Below are 16,206 nucleotides of genomic sequence, written 5' to 3'. Positions count from 1 at the left end.
AATACTAACAAATTGACCTATCAATAAATGGTGTAAATACTAACAAATTGACCTATCAATAAATGGTGTAAATACTAACAAATTGACCTATCTTAGTCAAGATACATCTCAATCTAATGCGTGTCGAATTCTAGCGGAATTTTGGTTACGGAATATATTTCCAAAATTTTGAATAAAAGCTATGATTCATATGACTATGTTTTTAGGAGGGGAAATGTTGAAATCATTTTATCAGAAACTCGCTGTTCTAGGTGTCAGTACTGGCCTTATGGCTTCTACTATCATGCCAACTTGGACAGCGGCAGTAAGCAAGCCATTTAGTAGTACAAATCTTTCTAAGTTCGAGGCGAAGGGAATCCACTCAGGAGATACCGAAAAGCAAAACCCATTGAGCAAGGATACACTCGTTATTAAATTTGATAAGCCTCTGACAGCAACAGAGCACAAACTTGCAGGTGGCACAGTCGTAAAGCAGTTTTCGAACCTGCACTATGCCGTAGTAAAAGTGAAGGACAAGAAAAACCTGTATAAAGTGATTCAAAAATATCAAAAACTTCAGAAGGTCCAGTCTATCGGCCCAAGTGTTAACTATCAGACAATGGGGAATACCGACCCGAAAGCTGCAGAGCAGTATCATCTCTCTATGTTAAATATCGCCAAAGCCCAGCAGCTAGCGGGTAAAACCAAAGTGACTGTAGCGGTCATTGATACAGGTATTGACACAAAACATCCAGATCTAAAGGGCTTATTTTTGCCTGGCTATAACGCCCTGGACCCAATGCATCAGCCTGCAACAGATAATCATGGAACACATGTGGCCGGGATTATAGCAGCCAATAAAAATAACGGAATTGGTGGATACGGGATAAATCCAAATGTCAAAATCCTGCCGATAGATGTGTTTGAACGTTGGGGTGCCAGTGACTATAGCATAGCTGAAGGGATTTTACATGCAGTTAAAAAGGGCGCAAAGGTAATTAATATGAGTCTTGGTGGTCCAATGCCCTCACCTTTAATCGAAGAAGCGATCAATAAAGCGAATGAAAAAGGCGTGGTCGTCGTGGCGTCTGCGGGCAACTCTGGAGATGATTGGGTGAATTATCCGGCTGGCTATGAAGGCGTCATCAGCGTAGGAGCTGTGGATAGCCGAAAAAAATTAGCGGATTATTCGAGTTACGGAACTTCTGTTGATCTTGTCGCCCCAGGAGATGAAATTTACAGCACTTTTTATGAGGCAGAGAAGAAATCAAGCTTCCAAAAAATGAGCGGTACTTCTATGGCTTCGCCAATGGTAGCAGGTGCCGCTGCTTTATTGCTGTCCAAATATCCAAAATTAACGCCGTCACAAGTCGAGTATATTTTAGAGCAAAGCGCGACAGACTTAGGTCCAGCAGGTTTTGACGAGAAATATGCGAACGGTCTCCTGAATGTTGTAGAAGCGATGAAATTTAACACTAAGAAAGTTCCTACATTTGTAAAGGAAAAGTGGAATCAGCAGGAAATAGTTAACAATGCTCAAAAAGTAGAAAGCAACGATAAGATAAAAATAGATGGCCAGATAACGAAGCCTTTTGAACAAAAATGGATCCAGTTTAAGGTTGAAGAAGGTGACTCGATTCAAGCTGTGCTAGAAGGTGCTGCCCAGTATGATTATAAAATGATGATCCATTTCTATGGGGATAACAAAAAAGAAACTATGGACGTAAACAGCACCGGAGCTGGCAAGTCGGAAGGAAAGCTTGTAAAGGCGCCATTTTCAGGAACTGTGGCTATTGGCGTGAAAGATGTAAACGGTAGTTATGACAGCACATCAAAAAAACAATCTCATTATTCATTGTCCGTTGAAAAAACGAAGGAACTCCCTAAGGACGATTCATCTGTAGTAAATATGGTAGCTATAGATGCACTCCCATTCGAATCGAAAGAGGGCTATACATTCATCGGTGAGAAAGGCGATAATGATTACTATACTTTCAAAGTTGAGGAGAAACAAGCGGTTAAGATTACGACAACTGGAGTGCCAGGTGTGAATCCAAGCATGAGCTTGTATCAATTGGAACAAATATTGTCGCCTGATGAGGAAATAACAGAAGAAGAAAAGGCAAAATTGCTTAAGAAGGTACTAGAGGATAAAGAATTGCTTGAACCAATTGCTTATGCCAATAATGGTGGTACAAGTGAAGGTGATAAGCTTACTTATTCAGCTGAGCCGGGAACCTATATCCTTAAAGTCTCCAATAAACCAAGCAATTACTTTGGCCTTTTTGACTTCTTTATGGGTATGGAGATTTCAGAATCCAATACATCCGTTGAACAATCGATTATTCCTTATGGATTAAAAATAGAAACGAAAGTGCTCCCAGAGGATGAGGATAACTATCCGAAAATGGAAGATAAAGAATCTACTGAAGAAACAGATGGAACTGAAAGCCTACAAACAGATGCGCTTGCCAAACAACGAGCAGCACTTGCGGAGGCAGAAGAACAAGAGTCAGAAGAACAAGAGTCAGAAGATCCGCAAACAGAAGATCCTAATGAATATGTTCAGGGGATACTTGATAGCGCAAGACCTTACTCTATGATTGGGGAGACATCCGCTTATTTGCAAAACAACATGGATGAGGATTGGTATATCATCAAACCAGAACAAACAGCCATCTTTAAATTTACGTTAGAAAATAAAGATAATGAGATTCCAATGATGGATATATATCAGCTTGATGAGGAGAAAAATGAAAAAGGTGAAAAAATATTAAACTTAAATAACCTTGGTGATAACATTGATTGGGGCAGTAGTTTAATCTCAACCAAGAAGAATTTCTATACAGGTTTTAAAAAAGGCAAGACATATTTAGTGAATATCCAATCGAATTACTTTAATGATTCTAATAGTATTTCGTTTGAACCGTACAAGCTAAGCTCTAAGGTAAGGCTCTCCGGAGTAGAGGATCAATATGAAGACAATGATTCATTTGAGAATGTGAAAAATTTACCTGGAGCATCGTTTAAAGGGAATTTTGCAATGCCATATGATAGGGATATTTTTTATTATCAGGCAAAGAAAACGGAGTTAATCGGTGTTACCATTGATGAGCACACCATTACAGATACCATGAAAGCAACATATGCAAAGGATTTATTAAGCATGTATGCAGGTGTGACAGTTATAATTGAAGACCGAAATAATAATAGAAAAATAGATGAAGAAGAATATAATTATGTACATGTCATTGACAAGGGTATTTGGGGTCATTTATATGGGTCATTTAACGCTAAAAAGGGAAAAAATTATTTCATTATGATGGAACCAATGATGAATGGTAATGTTCCAATGTCTATTGTCCCTTACACATTTACACTTGCTTCAGCACCCACGAAGGATGAAGATGCTGGCTCAGTTGTGAAGAAAAATATCCCGTCTAAGCCACTTAAGCTGAAAGGAACAAAGGTGAAAACTGCCACAGGCTACTTCAATGCAGGTATCACAAAGGGAGATAGCGACTGGTATGAATATAATGTAACGAAAAATACCAAAGGGGTCATCAAGCTATCTGCTGGCCAAGAAATTGATGGTGTCATTTCTGTTTATAAAAATGGAAAACTAGTATTTAAGTCAGATTACTATTCTAGCGGCGATGCAGAAATCACCCCATTTAATCTGAAAAAAGGCAGATATCATATCAAGGTGAATGATGTAAATGGCAATGCTAGCATGAAGCCATATAAACTAAGCATTTCAACTAATAAATAAAAATTAAAAAGTCTTCAATCTCTAAAGAGGTTGAAGACTTTTTTAGTAGAAGTATATATTTGATAGATTGTAATTTGCGGAAGTGGAAATAACGAAGACTCCTGCGGGATAGCGAGACAGACGAGACCCCACAGCGTAGCGAGGAGGCTCGGCGCTCGCCCGCGGAAAGCGTAGTTAATTCCACTTCTTCACAAGTTCAAATTAGTACTTTAAAGTTTTCAGAGGTTTTAATCCCTATTCTTTAATATTAGCCTTTTTTACGAAACAGACTAATTAGTGCTAGTAAAAGAGCTACTGCAGATAGTGTAATTGGAAGCCAATTGGAGGAATCGTTTGTGCTTGTTTCAGCTTTTGCTTCCGTTGTTTTGGCTTCGCTTTGAGCATTAGCCTTATTATGTCCTGCTTCTGCATCGCCTTTGTTGATCGTAGTCACAGAAGCGGGCTCATCTGAATCAGGAGCGCCTGTCCATTTTACTACAGAACCATCTTTATAGGTTTGTAACGCATTCCAGCTCACTTCTCCTGGTTTGCTTGGATTCGCACCAATAAAGGCGAATTCCATAAATTCGTTGGCTTTAATTCCAGCTTTTTTAGCTGTCCAAATAACTGAGCTGACTTGTCCATCCTTATCTTTTTTAAGTTCATAACCCCAATCAGGTATTGGCATAACAGAGACAAGGCTGACCCCTTTAGGAACCTTTAATTCTACTTTAGTTGTGTTGATATCCTTTTCAACAGGTACACGCATTGTATACTTCTCATATGCATTTGTTGTTGATTCCTTTGGTTGTACAGAGACATGAGCATCCGCTGTATAAGTAAATCCCATTAAAATTGATGTAGCTAATATAGGGGTTAACCATTTTTTCTTTGTTTTCATTTTTATCTTCTCCTATTATTAATTATTTGCACTGCTGATTGAGACTTGATCAGTCCATTCCGTGGTTTTTCCACCAGGGTAGTTGGCTGTGATACTGTAACGATAGTTGCCGGACATCACGAAAGGAAGTGAGACCTGATAGTTTCCGGTATCCATTTCTTTGGCAGGATAAGGACCGGCCTTCATATCATGATCGGTCATAAAGATTGTAACGCTCACATCTTTTGGTTTTTTCCCTTTTAGCGGAGGTATTTCGATCGTCATTGTTTTATTGCCGGCATGCAAATTTTTCATATGAACTTGGACTGTTGACTCCGATGCTGTCAAAGCTTTATCATACGAAGTTTTTGGCAGGGGATAAGCTGATTGGCTTAACCAAACACCAAGTAATATAAGAACAATACCGATCAACCATTCTGTGCGAATTAGACGGAAAGTAGAAAATTCTCCGTTTTTCTTCCATTTAAGTGTTTGCACAAGTGCCAAGCAAAGCATTAGAAGAGTAAGCACAATTTTGCAAAGAAGCAATGTGCTCCAATTCATCCATCCTTCAAATATAGCTTTCCAACTGGTTTGGAAAAATACCATGGCTATTCCGGAAAGGATGACTAACCCGGAAAAGACAAGAACTCGATTGACGAAGAAGGTTCTAAATTCTTCCCAATGAACTTTTCCTTTGCGTCTAATTAAAATCATGTACAAAAGTGCGCCTAACCATAGGCTTATGCCTAGTTGGTGAATAATACGCGGAATCAATGCAGCATATGGATGTGCCAGACCCCATACATGTCCTCCAAACGCTGGCGTGATGGCCAATGCTAGCCACAAGATAATATACCAGCCTCGCACCATACCAGGAATCAAGAGAAGTAGAATGCAAGCTAATTGTGCAAATAACATCAGCACAAATGGGAAGTGCAGCAATAGATCCCATCTTCCTTTAAACATAGCTTGTACCAATCCAGGTGGGAGTGAATTTACGTAAGCCACTAATTCGGCTGCACTCGCTACCAGTAGGATTGGATAAATCCAGTTGAATTTAGTGATTAACTGACGAAGAGCAGGATAGTTGCGTCTCTCCGCCCAAAGGCTAAATATGTAGACACCTGCTAGTAAGACAATAGCGCCTTGTGCAACCGTACGGAAAATAATCAGCAGTACACCGCTTGTTTGATTGCCATCTGCGATTGCGTTTGCTCCATTACTAGTTGCTTTGCCAACTGAAAAGTAGTAAGAACCGCTGACAGGATGACCATCTAATGACACCACACTCCATTGAACGGTGTAAGTTCCTTTTTTTAACTTAGGAAGTGAAAAAGAAAGATTAGCTGAACGCTCACTGTTACTTTCTGGTTGATGTGTAAAGACAGGCAATGAGTTTCGGTCATAAATAGTAACATTCGCTAAGTCTAATTCTACCGGCTCATTAAAGCGCAACTTTAATGTGGTTGGTGATTTTTCAGTTACAGCTTTTTCAGCAGGTATCGATTCGATAAGGGCAGAATGTGCATCGGCAGTAGGCATCCCAAAAAGGGGAAGCAACAAGGCTATGGAAGCTACTATGAACAACGCCAATTGGGCAATATATTTTTTAAAAATAGCAAACTCCCCCTAGCAATCTGAACAGCAATCATTATTGCTGCCATTCATTTTTTGAGAGACTTGTTGCATAGCTTCTTCAAACGAATACACTTTACCACCAAAACCTTTTACAAAGTTCTCTGCATGCTCACGCCATTGAAAGGGAAGTACTTGAGGTTGGCAGCATCCTAAATTCAGAGATGTGTCCATCACATACCATGCCATAGGTGCACTAATTGTTGTTTGGGTAAGAAAGTCTGGGCAAATAGCTTGCATGGTTTCCTCTGCAAGCTGTTGATGGCGAAGCAGTCCGCAATGTGTACAACAAGCCATTTCAATCTGGTTATTGCTTAAAATTAATCGATAGGCTAACTTATCATTTATACTTTTGTGGCATAGTACACAGAGATTCGAGTTAGTGCTATTGGAAGCTTGGTATGATGGAGCAAGACAAATGCCTCCAAACGTTTTTTCGACCATGCCCTCCTGAATCAATGGCTTTACATCACGATGAATGGTCATTTCGGAAACATTCAATAGCTCACTTAACTCTGTAATCTTCAAATGTTTTCTTTCACTGATTAATTCTTTTATGCGCTTTTGTCGTTCAAGCGGCAACATGATATCCCCTCCTGTTATAGTATTGATAATTTATAACAAAAATAAACATTTTATAACATGATAATTGTAAGTGCAATAACAATAAAAATCAACGAGATAGTCTGATTGTTTACTGCTTTATTATTAAAATAGAAACTTTTTGTGACAGGGAAGTATATATTCGCCCTATTTACAACGGCTAAATTAAATTGTACTCTCATATGCGGGTAATTTACTTTTTAAAATATACTCTTTTCTAATGTAGAAACACTAGATATCATCAATGTCATACTGTAAAATAAACTAACGATATAATCGACAGAATATTCGAAAGTTATTGAAGGTCAAACTATGGAGGGGTTGCAAAATGGCAAATTCTATAACGGATCACATTGGAAGGCATATAACTGTTCCTGACTCTCCTAAACGAATACTCTCTATTTGCCCAGCCATTACGGAAACTCTTTTTTCATTAGGGCTTGACGAAATGATTGTAGGACGCACAAAATATTGTATATTTCCAAAAGGAAAAGTAGAAAATATCCCCATCGTTGGCGGCACAAAAGAGGTTAAGATTGAAACTATCCGTGATTTGCAGCCGGATTTAATTTTGGCAGAAAAAGAAGAAAATACGAGAGACATTGTGCTTGCATTAGAAGAGATTGCCCCAGTTTTCGTCACAGAGGTACAGAGTACAGACGATGCATATCGGTTGATTGAAACACTTGGGTCATTGACCAATCGAAAGAAGCAGGCTCATGAGCTGCTTACCTCATGTCAAAATGTTTTTCCTACACCTACAGGGGATCAAACGCTTAAAGCGGCCTATATAATTTGGCGAAAGCCATATATGGCCGTTGGCGGAACAACGTATATTGATGATGTCTTAAGGATATTAGGGTTCGAAAATCCCTTTACGAAGAAAGAATCAAGATACCCTGAGGTTACAAACGAAGAACTTGCAGAGGCTAATCTTGATGTCCTTCTGCTTGCTTCTGAACCTTTTCCATTTCAAGAAAAGCATATAGCAGAATTTCGTAAGTTCCTTCCAAAGGTCAAAATTCTTTTAGTAGATGGTGAGATGTTTTGGTATGGCGCAAAGATGCTGGAGGCTTCTGAATATCTGAAGGACGTAAAAAGAAGAGCTATCTCTGTCAGAGATTAGTAAAGTAAATGAATTAGGAAGGTTTTGAGCAAAATGAATCCCAAAATTGATGAATATATAAACAGTGCGACCCTTTGGCAAGAGGAAATGAAATTGCTGAGAGAAATAATTCTATCCTGTGGCCTTACGGAAGAATGGAAGTGGCGGATTCCTTGCTACACGATGGATGATAACAATATCGTTATGATTCAGGCATTTAAAAAATATTGTGCACTGGGCTTCTTTAAAGGCTCCTTATTAAAAGATCCCAATGGCATCTTAGTCAAACCAGGGGAGAATACACAAGGTGGTCGCCAAATTCGATTTGCTAATGTCATAGAGATGGAGTCTATGAAAGACACGGTAAAAGCATATATCTTTGAAGCAATTGAAGTGGAAAAGGCCGGCATGAAGGTAGCTCCCAAAAAAGAAGAAGTAGAGATGCCAGAAGAATTAAAAACAAAATTTGTTGAAATGCCAGCTTTAAAAGCATCTTTTGAGTCATTAACGCCTGGACGACAAAGAGCCTATATCATGCATTTTTCAGCTGCCAAACAATCAAAAACGCGAGATGCCAGGATAACAAAGAATATCGAAAGAATTCTTAGCGGTAAAGGATTGAACGATTGTATATGTGGCATGTCAAAAAAAATGCCGAATTGCGATGGTTCACACAAGTTTATATAAGGTTATTGAAAAATAAACAATGAATCTGTCGAATAATAAAGGGTTTTGGACTTCTAGAGAAGAATGAAATAAAAACTAAAATACTGAATGAGGTGCTGAGGAAATGAGAGCATGGAAATCGCACGAGCACATTGAAGTAATCTTCGACGAATCTCAGAAACACCGTCTAAAACTCACTTGTACATGGGATGAAGATTTGCCGGATTGTTTATATATTATGTTAAATCCGAGTTCTATTGATTTGGACAAATGTGACCACACGATTGATCGTTGCATTAAGATTGCCGAATTTAATGGTTATGGCTCAATCAGTATTGTTAATTTATTTTCTTTACGCACCGCTAAAACAGAAGAGTTGCTAGGGGCAGAAATACGTTCTATTCCTCAAAATCTTTGGACGATCAAGAAGTCGATTGATAAAGCTCATATTGTGGTGGCAGCATGGGGCTCAAAAGGGGGATGGTTCAATGCCAACTATCCTATTTTGAAATACTTAGAAGAGACAGGAAAAAAAGCGCACCTTCTAGATGCTAATAGTTTCGGCTGTCCTATGCATCCATCGTTCATTAAAACGATGACTTATTTTAAGGAATATCAATTTCATGAAAAGATAGGCCTGTCATCATAATTTTTCAACGGTTGGAAAATTTCAATAACCATAAAACTATAAAGACCAAAGATTTAGTCTCCAGCCTGTTAAAAGGTTGGGGATTGTTTGCGTTCGGAATAGTAAAAGTTCTTTAAATCTTTCATTTAAAACCCCTTATCCACAGTAGTTCTGGCTAACTACCAGTTTTTCACTGTGAATAAGGGGTCTACTATTCTTCCACTCTATGCAATTGCTGATCTGCGAATTCTTTGTAAAGAGGATGTGATTGATAGAGCTCCTCATGTGTACCGCTTCCTGTGATTTTACCTTTTTCAAGAAAAATAATCTGATCTGAATCAATAACTGTTGAGAGACGGTGTGCGATGACAATAGTGGTTCGACCATTCATTAGGTCGTCTAATGCTTGTTGCACAACCTTCTCCGATTTGCTGTCAAGGCTAGATGTCGCTTCATCTAGCATCAAAATTTCTGGATTTCTTAAAAACGCTCGTGCAATGGCAATACGTTGACGTTGGCCGCCAGAAAGTTTCATTCCTCTTTCGCCAACTTCTGTACTATAGCCATTTGGGAGATCCGCGATAAATTGATCGGCATAAGCCATTTTAGCGACAGTCTGAATCTCCTCGTCGGTCACCTCACGCATCAAACCATAGCAGATATTATCCCGTATAGTCCCAGACACAATCGGGCTTTCTTGTGATACATAACCGATATGGCTTCGCCAAGAGGCAAGGGTGAAATCGTTGATTGATTTATCGCCAATGGTAATACGTCCACTATTGGGCTGGTAGTAACGTTCAAAGAGAGAGAACAGGGTTGTTTTACCGCTTCCGCTAGGTCCGACAATAGCGGTTACTTTTCCTGACTGGATAGTAAAGTTTATATCATGTAAGATAGTATCCTTTTCATTGTAGCTGTAGTTGACATGTTCCACTTTTAAATCTGCATTTACCTGTTCAACATCATCTGTAGCATTCGGTTCTGGGGCTAATTCAAGAATATCAATGATTCGTTCTGTGGCACCTGTAGCTTTTTGGAAGTGAGTGAAAAATGACGCCATTTGGGCCATTGGCATAATGATCTGAAACAAATACATGATGAATGCTACTAAAGAGCCCGCTGTTAACGCACCGGATGAAACACGCATGCCGCCATAACCCAGTAGCAGAACAAGAAGTGTCATCATGACAAGGCTAATGATTGGGCCAATTAACGATTGGACTTTAGCTTCTCTTAAACCAAAATTGAATAAGTTGGTAATGCCTCGACGCCCATTCGCATATTCAACTTCTTCAGCATTGGAAGATTTAACAAGTCGAATTTCAGATAAGACCTGCTGAAGGACAGCGGTGAATTTTGCCGTTTCATCCTGTGTTCCTTTAGCGATTTTGTACATTTTTTTACCAAGTGGAACAAGTATAGCAGCCGCAATCGGTATTGCAATGAACATCACAAGTGTCATTTTCCAATCTAAAATAAAGAGAACGATAATAGAACCCACAATGGAAATAATACCTGCAACAAAGTTTGCTAAGTGGTCAGAGATGAGATCTTTCACAACCGATGTATCATTCGTCATTCGGCTAACTGTCTCGCCAGAAGGGTGTTCATCAAAATAACTGACAGGCAATACAAGTAGCTTCTTCCAAAGCCTATCTCGAATGCTCGCCACAACTGTTTGACCAATACGATTCAATAAATAAATGGAGAAACCGCTTGCCAATGCCTGAGCAAGGATCGCTACGACTAGGAAGGATACACTTTTTGCGTTGATGGCGCTAATTGAAAAATCATTCACCAGGTTTTTAGTGAAAAGTGGTACGAGCAAGCCTACACCTGTCGTAACTAGACTTAGCAGGATGGCTATGCTGATTAAGAGTTTTGGCGGGTTCGCTTGTTGTACAAGCTGAAGAAACGGACGCCAGCCTTTTTGATTCTTTTCTTGTTTCATAGAGTAGTGTTCCTTTCTCTCATAGTAATAAAATTATATACATCTTTTCAGTGTGTGTCAGGCAGCAGGGATTGAATAAAATTTAATCAAAAGGTAATTTGCAAAAGGTAGCGTGTAACTTTATATCGAAATATCTGGAAAACAGTATTTCTTCACTTTTGACAAAAAGTGATTTTGCTTGAAAATGCCAATTTAAACCTATAGTATGGGTAGTAGATTCCAACAAAGATCTTTTAATAACAAAAACTGTACTATTTTAGATAGATTAAGTATTTATTTGCTTAAATAAAGGATTAGAGTATTTAAATGAAGAATTTATATAATAAATACACTAAGGGGGGAGTTTATGAGAATCAATTTGATAAATGAGTATTTTTCGTAAAAACAGACGAAGATTGACGAATAATCTCGATTTTATAGTGTTTAGGAAGACGTAAATCCTTTTGATGAGCTTGAGTTTAAAATCCAGTTGGAGCGAAGCCTTAATCGGCAAAGATAAAGATTCCTTTATATACTATTACAAAAAATTTATGAAATGATTCAAATAAACTACTGTTGTATTTACTGTAATTAGTTTTTGTGACTACATTTATTATTGAAAAATCCTCGAAAAACCTTCTTTTTCATCCCTCGATTCTCTTTTAAAATTTCCATAACATAATCTTGATAGAGATTTGTTTATTTCACCATATTTCTGTTTTCTGGATGCTGTTTTTGCTATTTTTCAAAAGTGGAAGGCAAGTAGAAACAAAATTATTTTTATTGAAATTTATTAATATCCAATTGGTAATAACTATCGTGTAAAATTCTTCAATTGCTTGAGAATAATTAGGATAGGGGATAAAGATTATGGGGAAAATGGTAGATCGAGATCAGCTCTATTATATGCAAATAGATGGGATAATACAGCGTTGCAAAACGTTATCTGTTCCATGTCATATTCAAACGATAAGTACTTTAACTGGTTTGAATGAAGAAAAAATATTGGAATTGATAGAATGTAATTATAAAAATAAAATGATTTCAAGGGATAATTATTTTATTGAATGATTCTTAATGAAAAGATCATCAATTAGTTATCCACAACTAGAAAAGCCGAACTATTAGCAATGCTAGCACAGCATTCTATATAGTTCGGCTTTTTGACTTTAACTAAATCAGCATTCTCCTAAGGACCAACCTTCATAATATATGTCCCGCATTTTAATCAATCTTTTAAGAAAAGAGATTTTAAATTATTCACTCTTTCCAATAAATAAATTAAGAGATTCTGTTTGAAATGTAATCTTTCAATCCATACTGAAGAAAAGAAGGTATGAAAGTTAAATAGATTATTTTTAATTAAATTTATTAAAAAAGAGTAGAGTAGGGGGTATTAAAGTGCTTCAGCTAGAATCGATGGTTGAAAAATTAAATGCTACTTTTTATAATTCGGTAGATTTTGTAGCTAGAGAAATTTCTTTTCCGAAAGATCAGTATGCTATTCTCTGTTACTACAGTTCGATGGCTAACAAAAAAGATGTACAAGATATAGTGAATTTATTGAAGATGCAAACAACGGTAAATGAAAAAGAGTGGGATGCAACGACATCTTCCCAAAAGGAGAGTTATAATCTTGAAAAATTAGTTGAGTATGTTTGCCAGGGATTTACAGTGCTACTATTATTGAATTCTCAGCAAATGGTTCGTTTTACTATACCCGATTTGCCTCATCGTTCCCCAGATGAACCGACGAACGAATCAATTATACGAGGTTCCCATGAAGGGTTTGTCGAAGATATGGATGTGAATTTGGGATTGATCAGAAAGAGGATGCGAGTACCAGATTTAATTGTTAAAAAAGTGACTGTTGGAACGGACAATAAAGCTGAGGTATATTATTTTTATTTAGCCCGCTTTGCCAATCAAGATAACCTCACAGAATTAGAGCGCAAACTTGATCTAATGAAAGATAAAATAGATGGATTGTACACTTCTGGTCAAGCAAATGACTTTATTGAGGATTCTCCCTTATCTCCATTTCCACAAATCTTGAATACAGAAAGGCCAGATAGGGTCTTCGCTAATCTTTCTGAGGGAAAAATTATTATAATGTCTGATTTTTCCCCGAATGCTTTTATCGCACCAGTGACATTATTTTCATTTTACCAATCGCCTGATGACTTTAATAGTCGTGTAATCGTGGGTTCTTTTTATCGGATGGTGCGAGTCTTTAGTTTTCTGGCAGCCATTTTTTTACCTGCCTTTTATATAGCGGTTGTTAGTTTTCATTATGAGGTGCTGCCAATAGAATTAAGTAAGAAGTTAAAATTAGATATAAGTGAAATTCCCTATAGACCCATATTTGAAGCATTGATTGTTGAAGTTATTATTGAACTCATTCGTGAGGCCAGTGTACGGCTTCCAGTAGCTTTGGTTCAAACTATTGGTATTGTCGGTGGTTTAGTGGTCGGAGATGTCATTATCAATGCAGGTTTAGTTTCAAATATGGTTGTAATTGTGGTAGCTTTAACGGCTATATCTAGTTATGTAGTACCGTCAGTGGAGTTAAATACTTCTATCCGAGTTTTGCGTTTTCCATTTATGTTTGCTGCTTCAATACTAGGATTCTTTGGGATATTGATAGGAGCGCTTGCTTTAGTTGTTCATTTATGTAATTTAAACTCATTGAAATCACCCTATCTATATCCAATAGTTCCATTTGATCCAAAGAAAGTGAAACAAATTTTATTCCGTGGAAAACACACCAAATCATCTCCACAACCCAGCAGTTTTGACCCGAAAGGAAGGGAAATATGAATTTTACAATTACAAAAGTTCAACTTTTTCTCATGCTCTTTTTCAGATCAACAGGTATCATATTTATTGGTTATCCCGAAACAATTATTTTAGCTGGTGGGCGTGATGCGTGGATTATATTCTTTGTGGGATCACTAATTGTTTTCTTTCAATTATGGATATACGAAAAATTATATAAGTACTTCGAATTAGGGAAGTTCACAGCTTGGATATATATTTTCATTTGGATAATTGTTCTCATTGGTTCAATCATTTATATGCAATACAATTTGAATATTTGGGTACAGCAAAACACACCTCATACTATTTCATTAGTATTAATGTTATTAATATCTTTTTATATCAGTGTAAGCAGACCGTCTACAATAATCAATTTACCAGTATTTATAATTCCTTTTATTTTTATTTTTATTATATATTTGTTATTTTCTATTCCAGAGTTAAGCCTTAATCATCTATTCCCAATAGGGACGAGTACAGGAGGTCAATGGATGAAAGGGACGATGGTTGCAATGGCTGCTTTTACAGGACTAGAGGGATATTTAGTATTAAGAAAATATGTTTTGCCAGAGGATAAAATAAGCTTTAAAGATATTCTAACCTTCCAACTTTCTATAACACTATTTATTGGTTTCTTAGTTATTGTTACTAAAATGTATTTTGCTACAGATGCTTTGCCGTATGTAACAGAACCTATCTTGTATATTTTAAAATCAATCGAAGTAACATTTGTAAAAAGACTCGATATTTTCTTCTTTTTTTTATGGCTGGGCTGGAGCATTATTTCATTTGGTCTAATCGTGTTCAATATACGAATTGTCTATTTCAAACAGAAACGTAAGCACAAAATATGGCCAATGGCTGTTTTGCATTTGATTGTTTTTATTGGTAGCGTAGGAATAATAAACATTCAAGTAATGGAATTCATTCGAAACCACTTCCACTATTTTTATATCCCAACTACTTTTATTCTTCCTTTCATCATTATGTTATTCAATAGAAGGAGGAAATCTAAATGCGCCGAGCTTTGATGTTCTTCGTGATTAGTTCTCTATTTCTTAGTGGTTGTTGGGATCAGAGGTTGTATAAAGATCTTGCTATCATATCTGTTATAGGAGTTGATGGATATATTGGGGACATCAAAGCTTACTATGCATATCCTAGTTCTAGTGACGATCCAACCCAATATATTGTACTTGATGGAAAAGGTAAAACAGCGAGAGAAGTGAGGATGGATGCTAATAACAAATCAGAGCAAGCTATAGATATAGCAGAGTTGACGACAATATTATTTAATGAAGATACAGCAAAAAAAAACTTATATAAAATGTTGGATGTCTATTACCGTTCAGCTCAGAGTCCGATGACTGCGAAAATTGCTATAACAGATGGCTCTGTAAAAAGATATTTAAATTTGAAAGAAACCATACCAAAAGAGATTGGTGAGTATTATTTAGATTTTATAAAAAGCTTTGAAGATTACTCTATATATCCTAAAACTAATTTAGAAATTGCAGCCAATCTAATGTTTAGTGAAGGAGTGGACTTAGGTTTACCATATATAAAAACTAGTGGAAAAGGGCTTCCACAAGCAAAAGGTTTAGCATTATTTAATGGTCAAAAATATACCGGCGTTCATCTTACACAAAGAGAGTCTCAATTTGTCACTTTATTAGGTCATGGAAAAGCAAATTTTGCTGAGCTATCATATTTATGGGATAAGGACGGAGAACAAATTCCGGTTTCATTTAGTGTGATCCGTTTTAAAAAGAAGAAAAAAGTAGCTCAGGTTGGAAGTAAGATAAAGATGACCTATGAAATAAAAATGCCTGTTGTCATGACAGAATATCCACCTGACCATTTAAACAAAAAGAAAAAAAGAGATCCAATAGAGAAGTTTATTGAAAAAAGGATTGAAAAAGACATGGCCAAGATGTTTAAAAAATGCCAGGATGCTGAATCAGATGTAATAGGGATAGGAGAAGAGATTAGAGCATATCATCCGAATCTATGGAAAGAAGGAAAATGGAAAGAATTATATAAGGACATGGAAATAAAGGCAAAAGTAAATGTACAAATCGAAAGAAGTGGCAGCACTAGATAAGCAATCTGTCTACTGATTGTATTTTAGTTAGATTACTGAAACAAACATGAATGTTACACATTCATGTTTGTTTATTGAAAAGGCTATAGCAGCTTAATT

General features: G+C 36.9%; 12 protein-coding genes. 8 read left to right on the top strand and 4 right to left on the bottom strand.

Features of this window, described 5'->3' with window-relative positions:
- Positions 1-217 precede the first annotated feature (217 nt).
- A complete protein-coding gene (locus RST01_RS05860; protein ID WP_244946647.1) occupies positions 218-3,751 on the top strand; it encodes a S8 family peptidase in 3,534 nt (1,177 codons plus the stop codon).
- Between the two features lie 247 nt (positions 3,752-3,998).
- On the opposite strand, the gene RST01_RS05855 is transcribed toward RST01_RS05860, so the two are convergent.
- The 3 genes from RST01_RS05855 to RST01_RS05845 all read right to left on the bottom strand — a co-directional run bounded on the left by RST01_RS05855 (position 3,999) and on the right by RST01_RS05845 (position 6,833).
- Positions 3,999-4,631 (bottom strand): YcnI family copper-binding membrane protein, encoded by a 633-nt coding sequence (locus RST01_RS05855; protein WP_066784326.1) that lies wholly within the window; start codon positions 4,629-4,631, stop codon positions 3,999-4,001.
- Between the two features lie 18 nt (positions 4,632-4,649).
- On the bottom strand, positions 4,650-6,176 hold the full coding sequence (locus tag RST01_RS05850; RefSeq protein ID WP_147195011.1) for a copper resistance CopC/CopD family protein: 1,527 nt from the start codon (positions 6,174-6,176) through the stop codon (positions 4,650-4,652).
- A gap of 66 nt (positions 6,177-6,242) precedes the next feature.
- Positions 6,243-6,833, bottom strand: coding sequence for a DeoR family transcriptional regulator (locus RST01_RS05845; RefSeq protein ID WP_184117520.1), 591 nt, complete (start codon positions 6,831-6,833; stop codon positions 6,243-6,245).
- A 346-nt stretch (positions 6,834-7,179) separates the two neighbouring features.
- Here RST01_RS05845 and RST01_RS05840 point away from each other — a divergent pair, with 346 nt between their 5' ends.
- The 3 genes from RST01_RS05840 (at position 7,180) to RST01_RS05830 (ending at position 9,271) form a co-directional block, all read left to right on the top strand.
- The gene (locus RST01_RS05840; RefSeq protein WP_147195010.1) at positions 7,180-7,977 is read left to right on the top strand and encodes an ABC transporter substrate-binding protein; all 798 of its coding nucleotides are present in this window, start codon (positions 7,180-7,182) and stop codon (positions 7,975-7,977) included.
- A 33-nt stretch (positions 7,978-8,010) separates the two neighbouring features.
- Entirely contained in the window at positions 8,011-8,643 is a 633-nt protein-coding gene (locus RST01_RS05835) for a DUF1801 domain-containing protein (protein ID WP_147195008.1), read from the top strand.
- Positions 8,644-8,746: 103 nt separating this feature from the next.
- A complete protein-coding gene (locus RST01_RS05830; RefSeq protein WP_147195006.1) occupies positions 8,747-9,271 on the top strand; it encodes a DUF1643 domain-containing protein in 525 nt (174 codons plus the stop codon).
- Between the two features lie 190 nt (positions 9,272-9,461).
- On the opposite strand, the gene RST01_RS05825 is transcribed toward RST01_RS05830, so the two are convergent.
- Positions 9,462-11,204, bottom strand: coding sequence for an ABC transporter ATP-binding protein (locus RST01_RS05825; RefSeq protein WP_147195004.1), 1,743 nt, complete (start codon positions 11,202-11,204; stop codon positions 9,462-9,464).
- Positions 11,205-12,053: 849 nt separating this feature from the next.
- On the opposite strand from RST01_RS05825, the gene RST01_RS05820 reads away from it, so the two are divergent.
- From RST01_RS05820 to RST01_RS05805, 4 genes are all read left to right on the top strand, one after another.
- A complete protein-coding gene (locus RST01_RS05820; protein WP_147195002.1) occupies positions 12,054-12,254 on the top strand; it encodes a hypothetical protein in 201 nt (66 codons plus the stop codon).
- A gap of 330 nt (positions 12,255-12,584) precedes the next feature.
- Positions 12,585-14,003 carry a spore germination protein gene (locus tag RST01_RS05815; protein ID WP_244946646.1) on the top strand — a complete coding sequence of 473 codons (1,419 nt, stop codon included), beginning with the start codon at positions 12,585-12,587 and terminating at the stop codon, positions 14,001-14,003.
- A complete protein-coding gene (locus RST01_RS05810) occupies positions 14,000-15,034 on the top strand; it encodes a GerAB/ArcD/ProY family transporter (RefSeq protein WP_147195001.1) in 1,035 nt (344 codons plus the stop codon). Before RST01_RS05815 ends, RST01_RS05810 begins: the two co-directional genes overlap by 4 nt.
- Entirely contained in the window at positions 15,019-16,107 is a 1,089-nt protein-coding gene (locus tag RST01_RS05805; protein ID WP_147194999.1) for a Ger(x)C family spore germination protein, read from the top strand. Before RST01_RS05810 ends, RST01_RS05805 begins: the two co-directional genes overlap by 16 nt.
- Positions 16,108-16,206 lie beyond the last annotated feature (99 nt).

This window comes from Rummeliibacillus stabekisii (genome assembly GCF_007988965.1).
In the GTDB taxonomy this organism is placed as follows: Bacteria; Bacillota; Bacilli; order Bacillales_A; family Planococcaceae; genus Rummeliibacillus; species Rummeliibacillus stabekisii.
The sequence above is the reverse complement of the archived record's forward strand: the minus strand, read 5'-3'. Positions and strand labels throughout refer to the sequence as shown.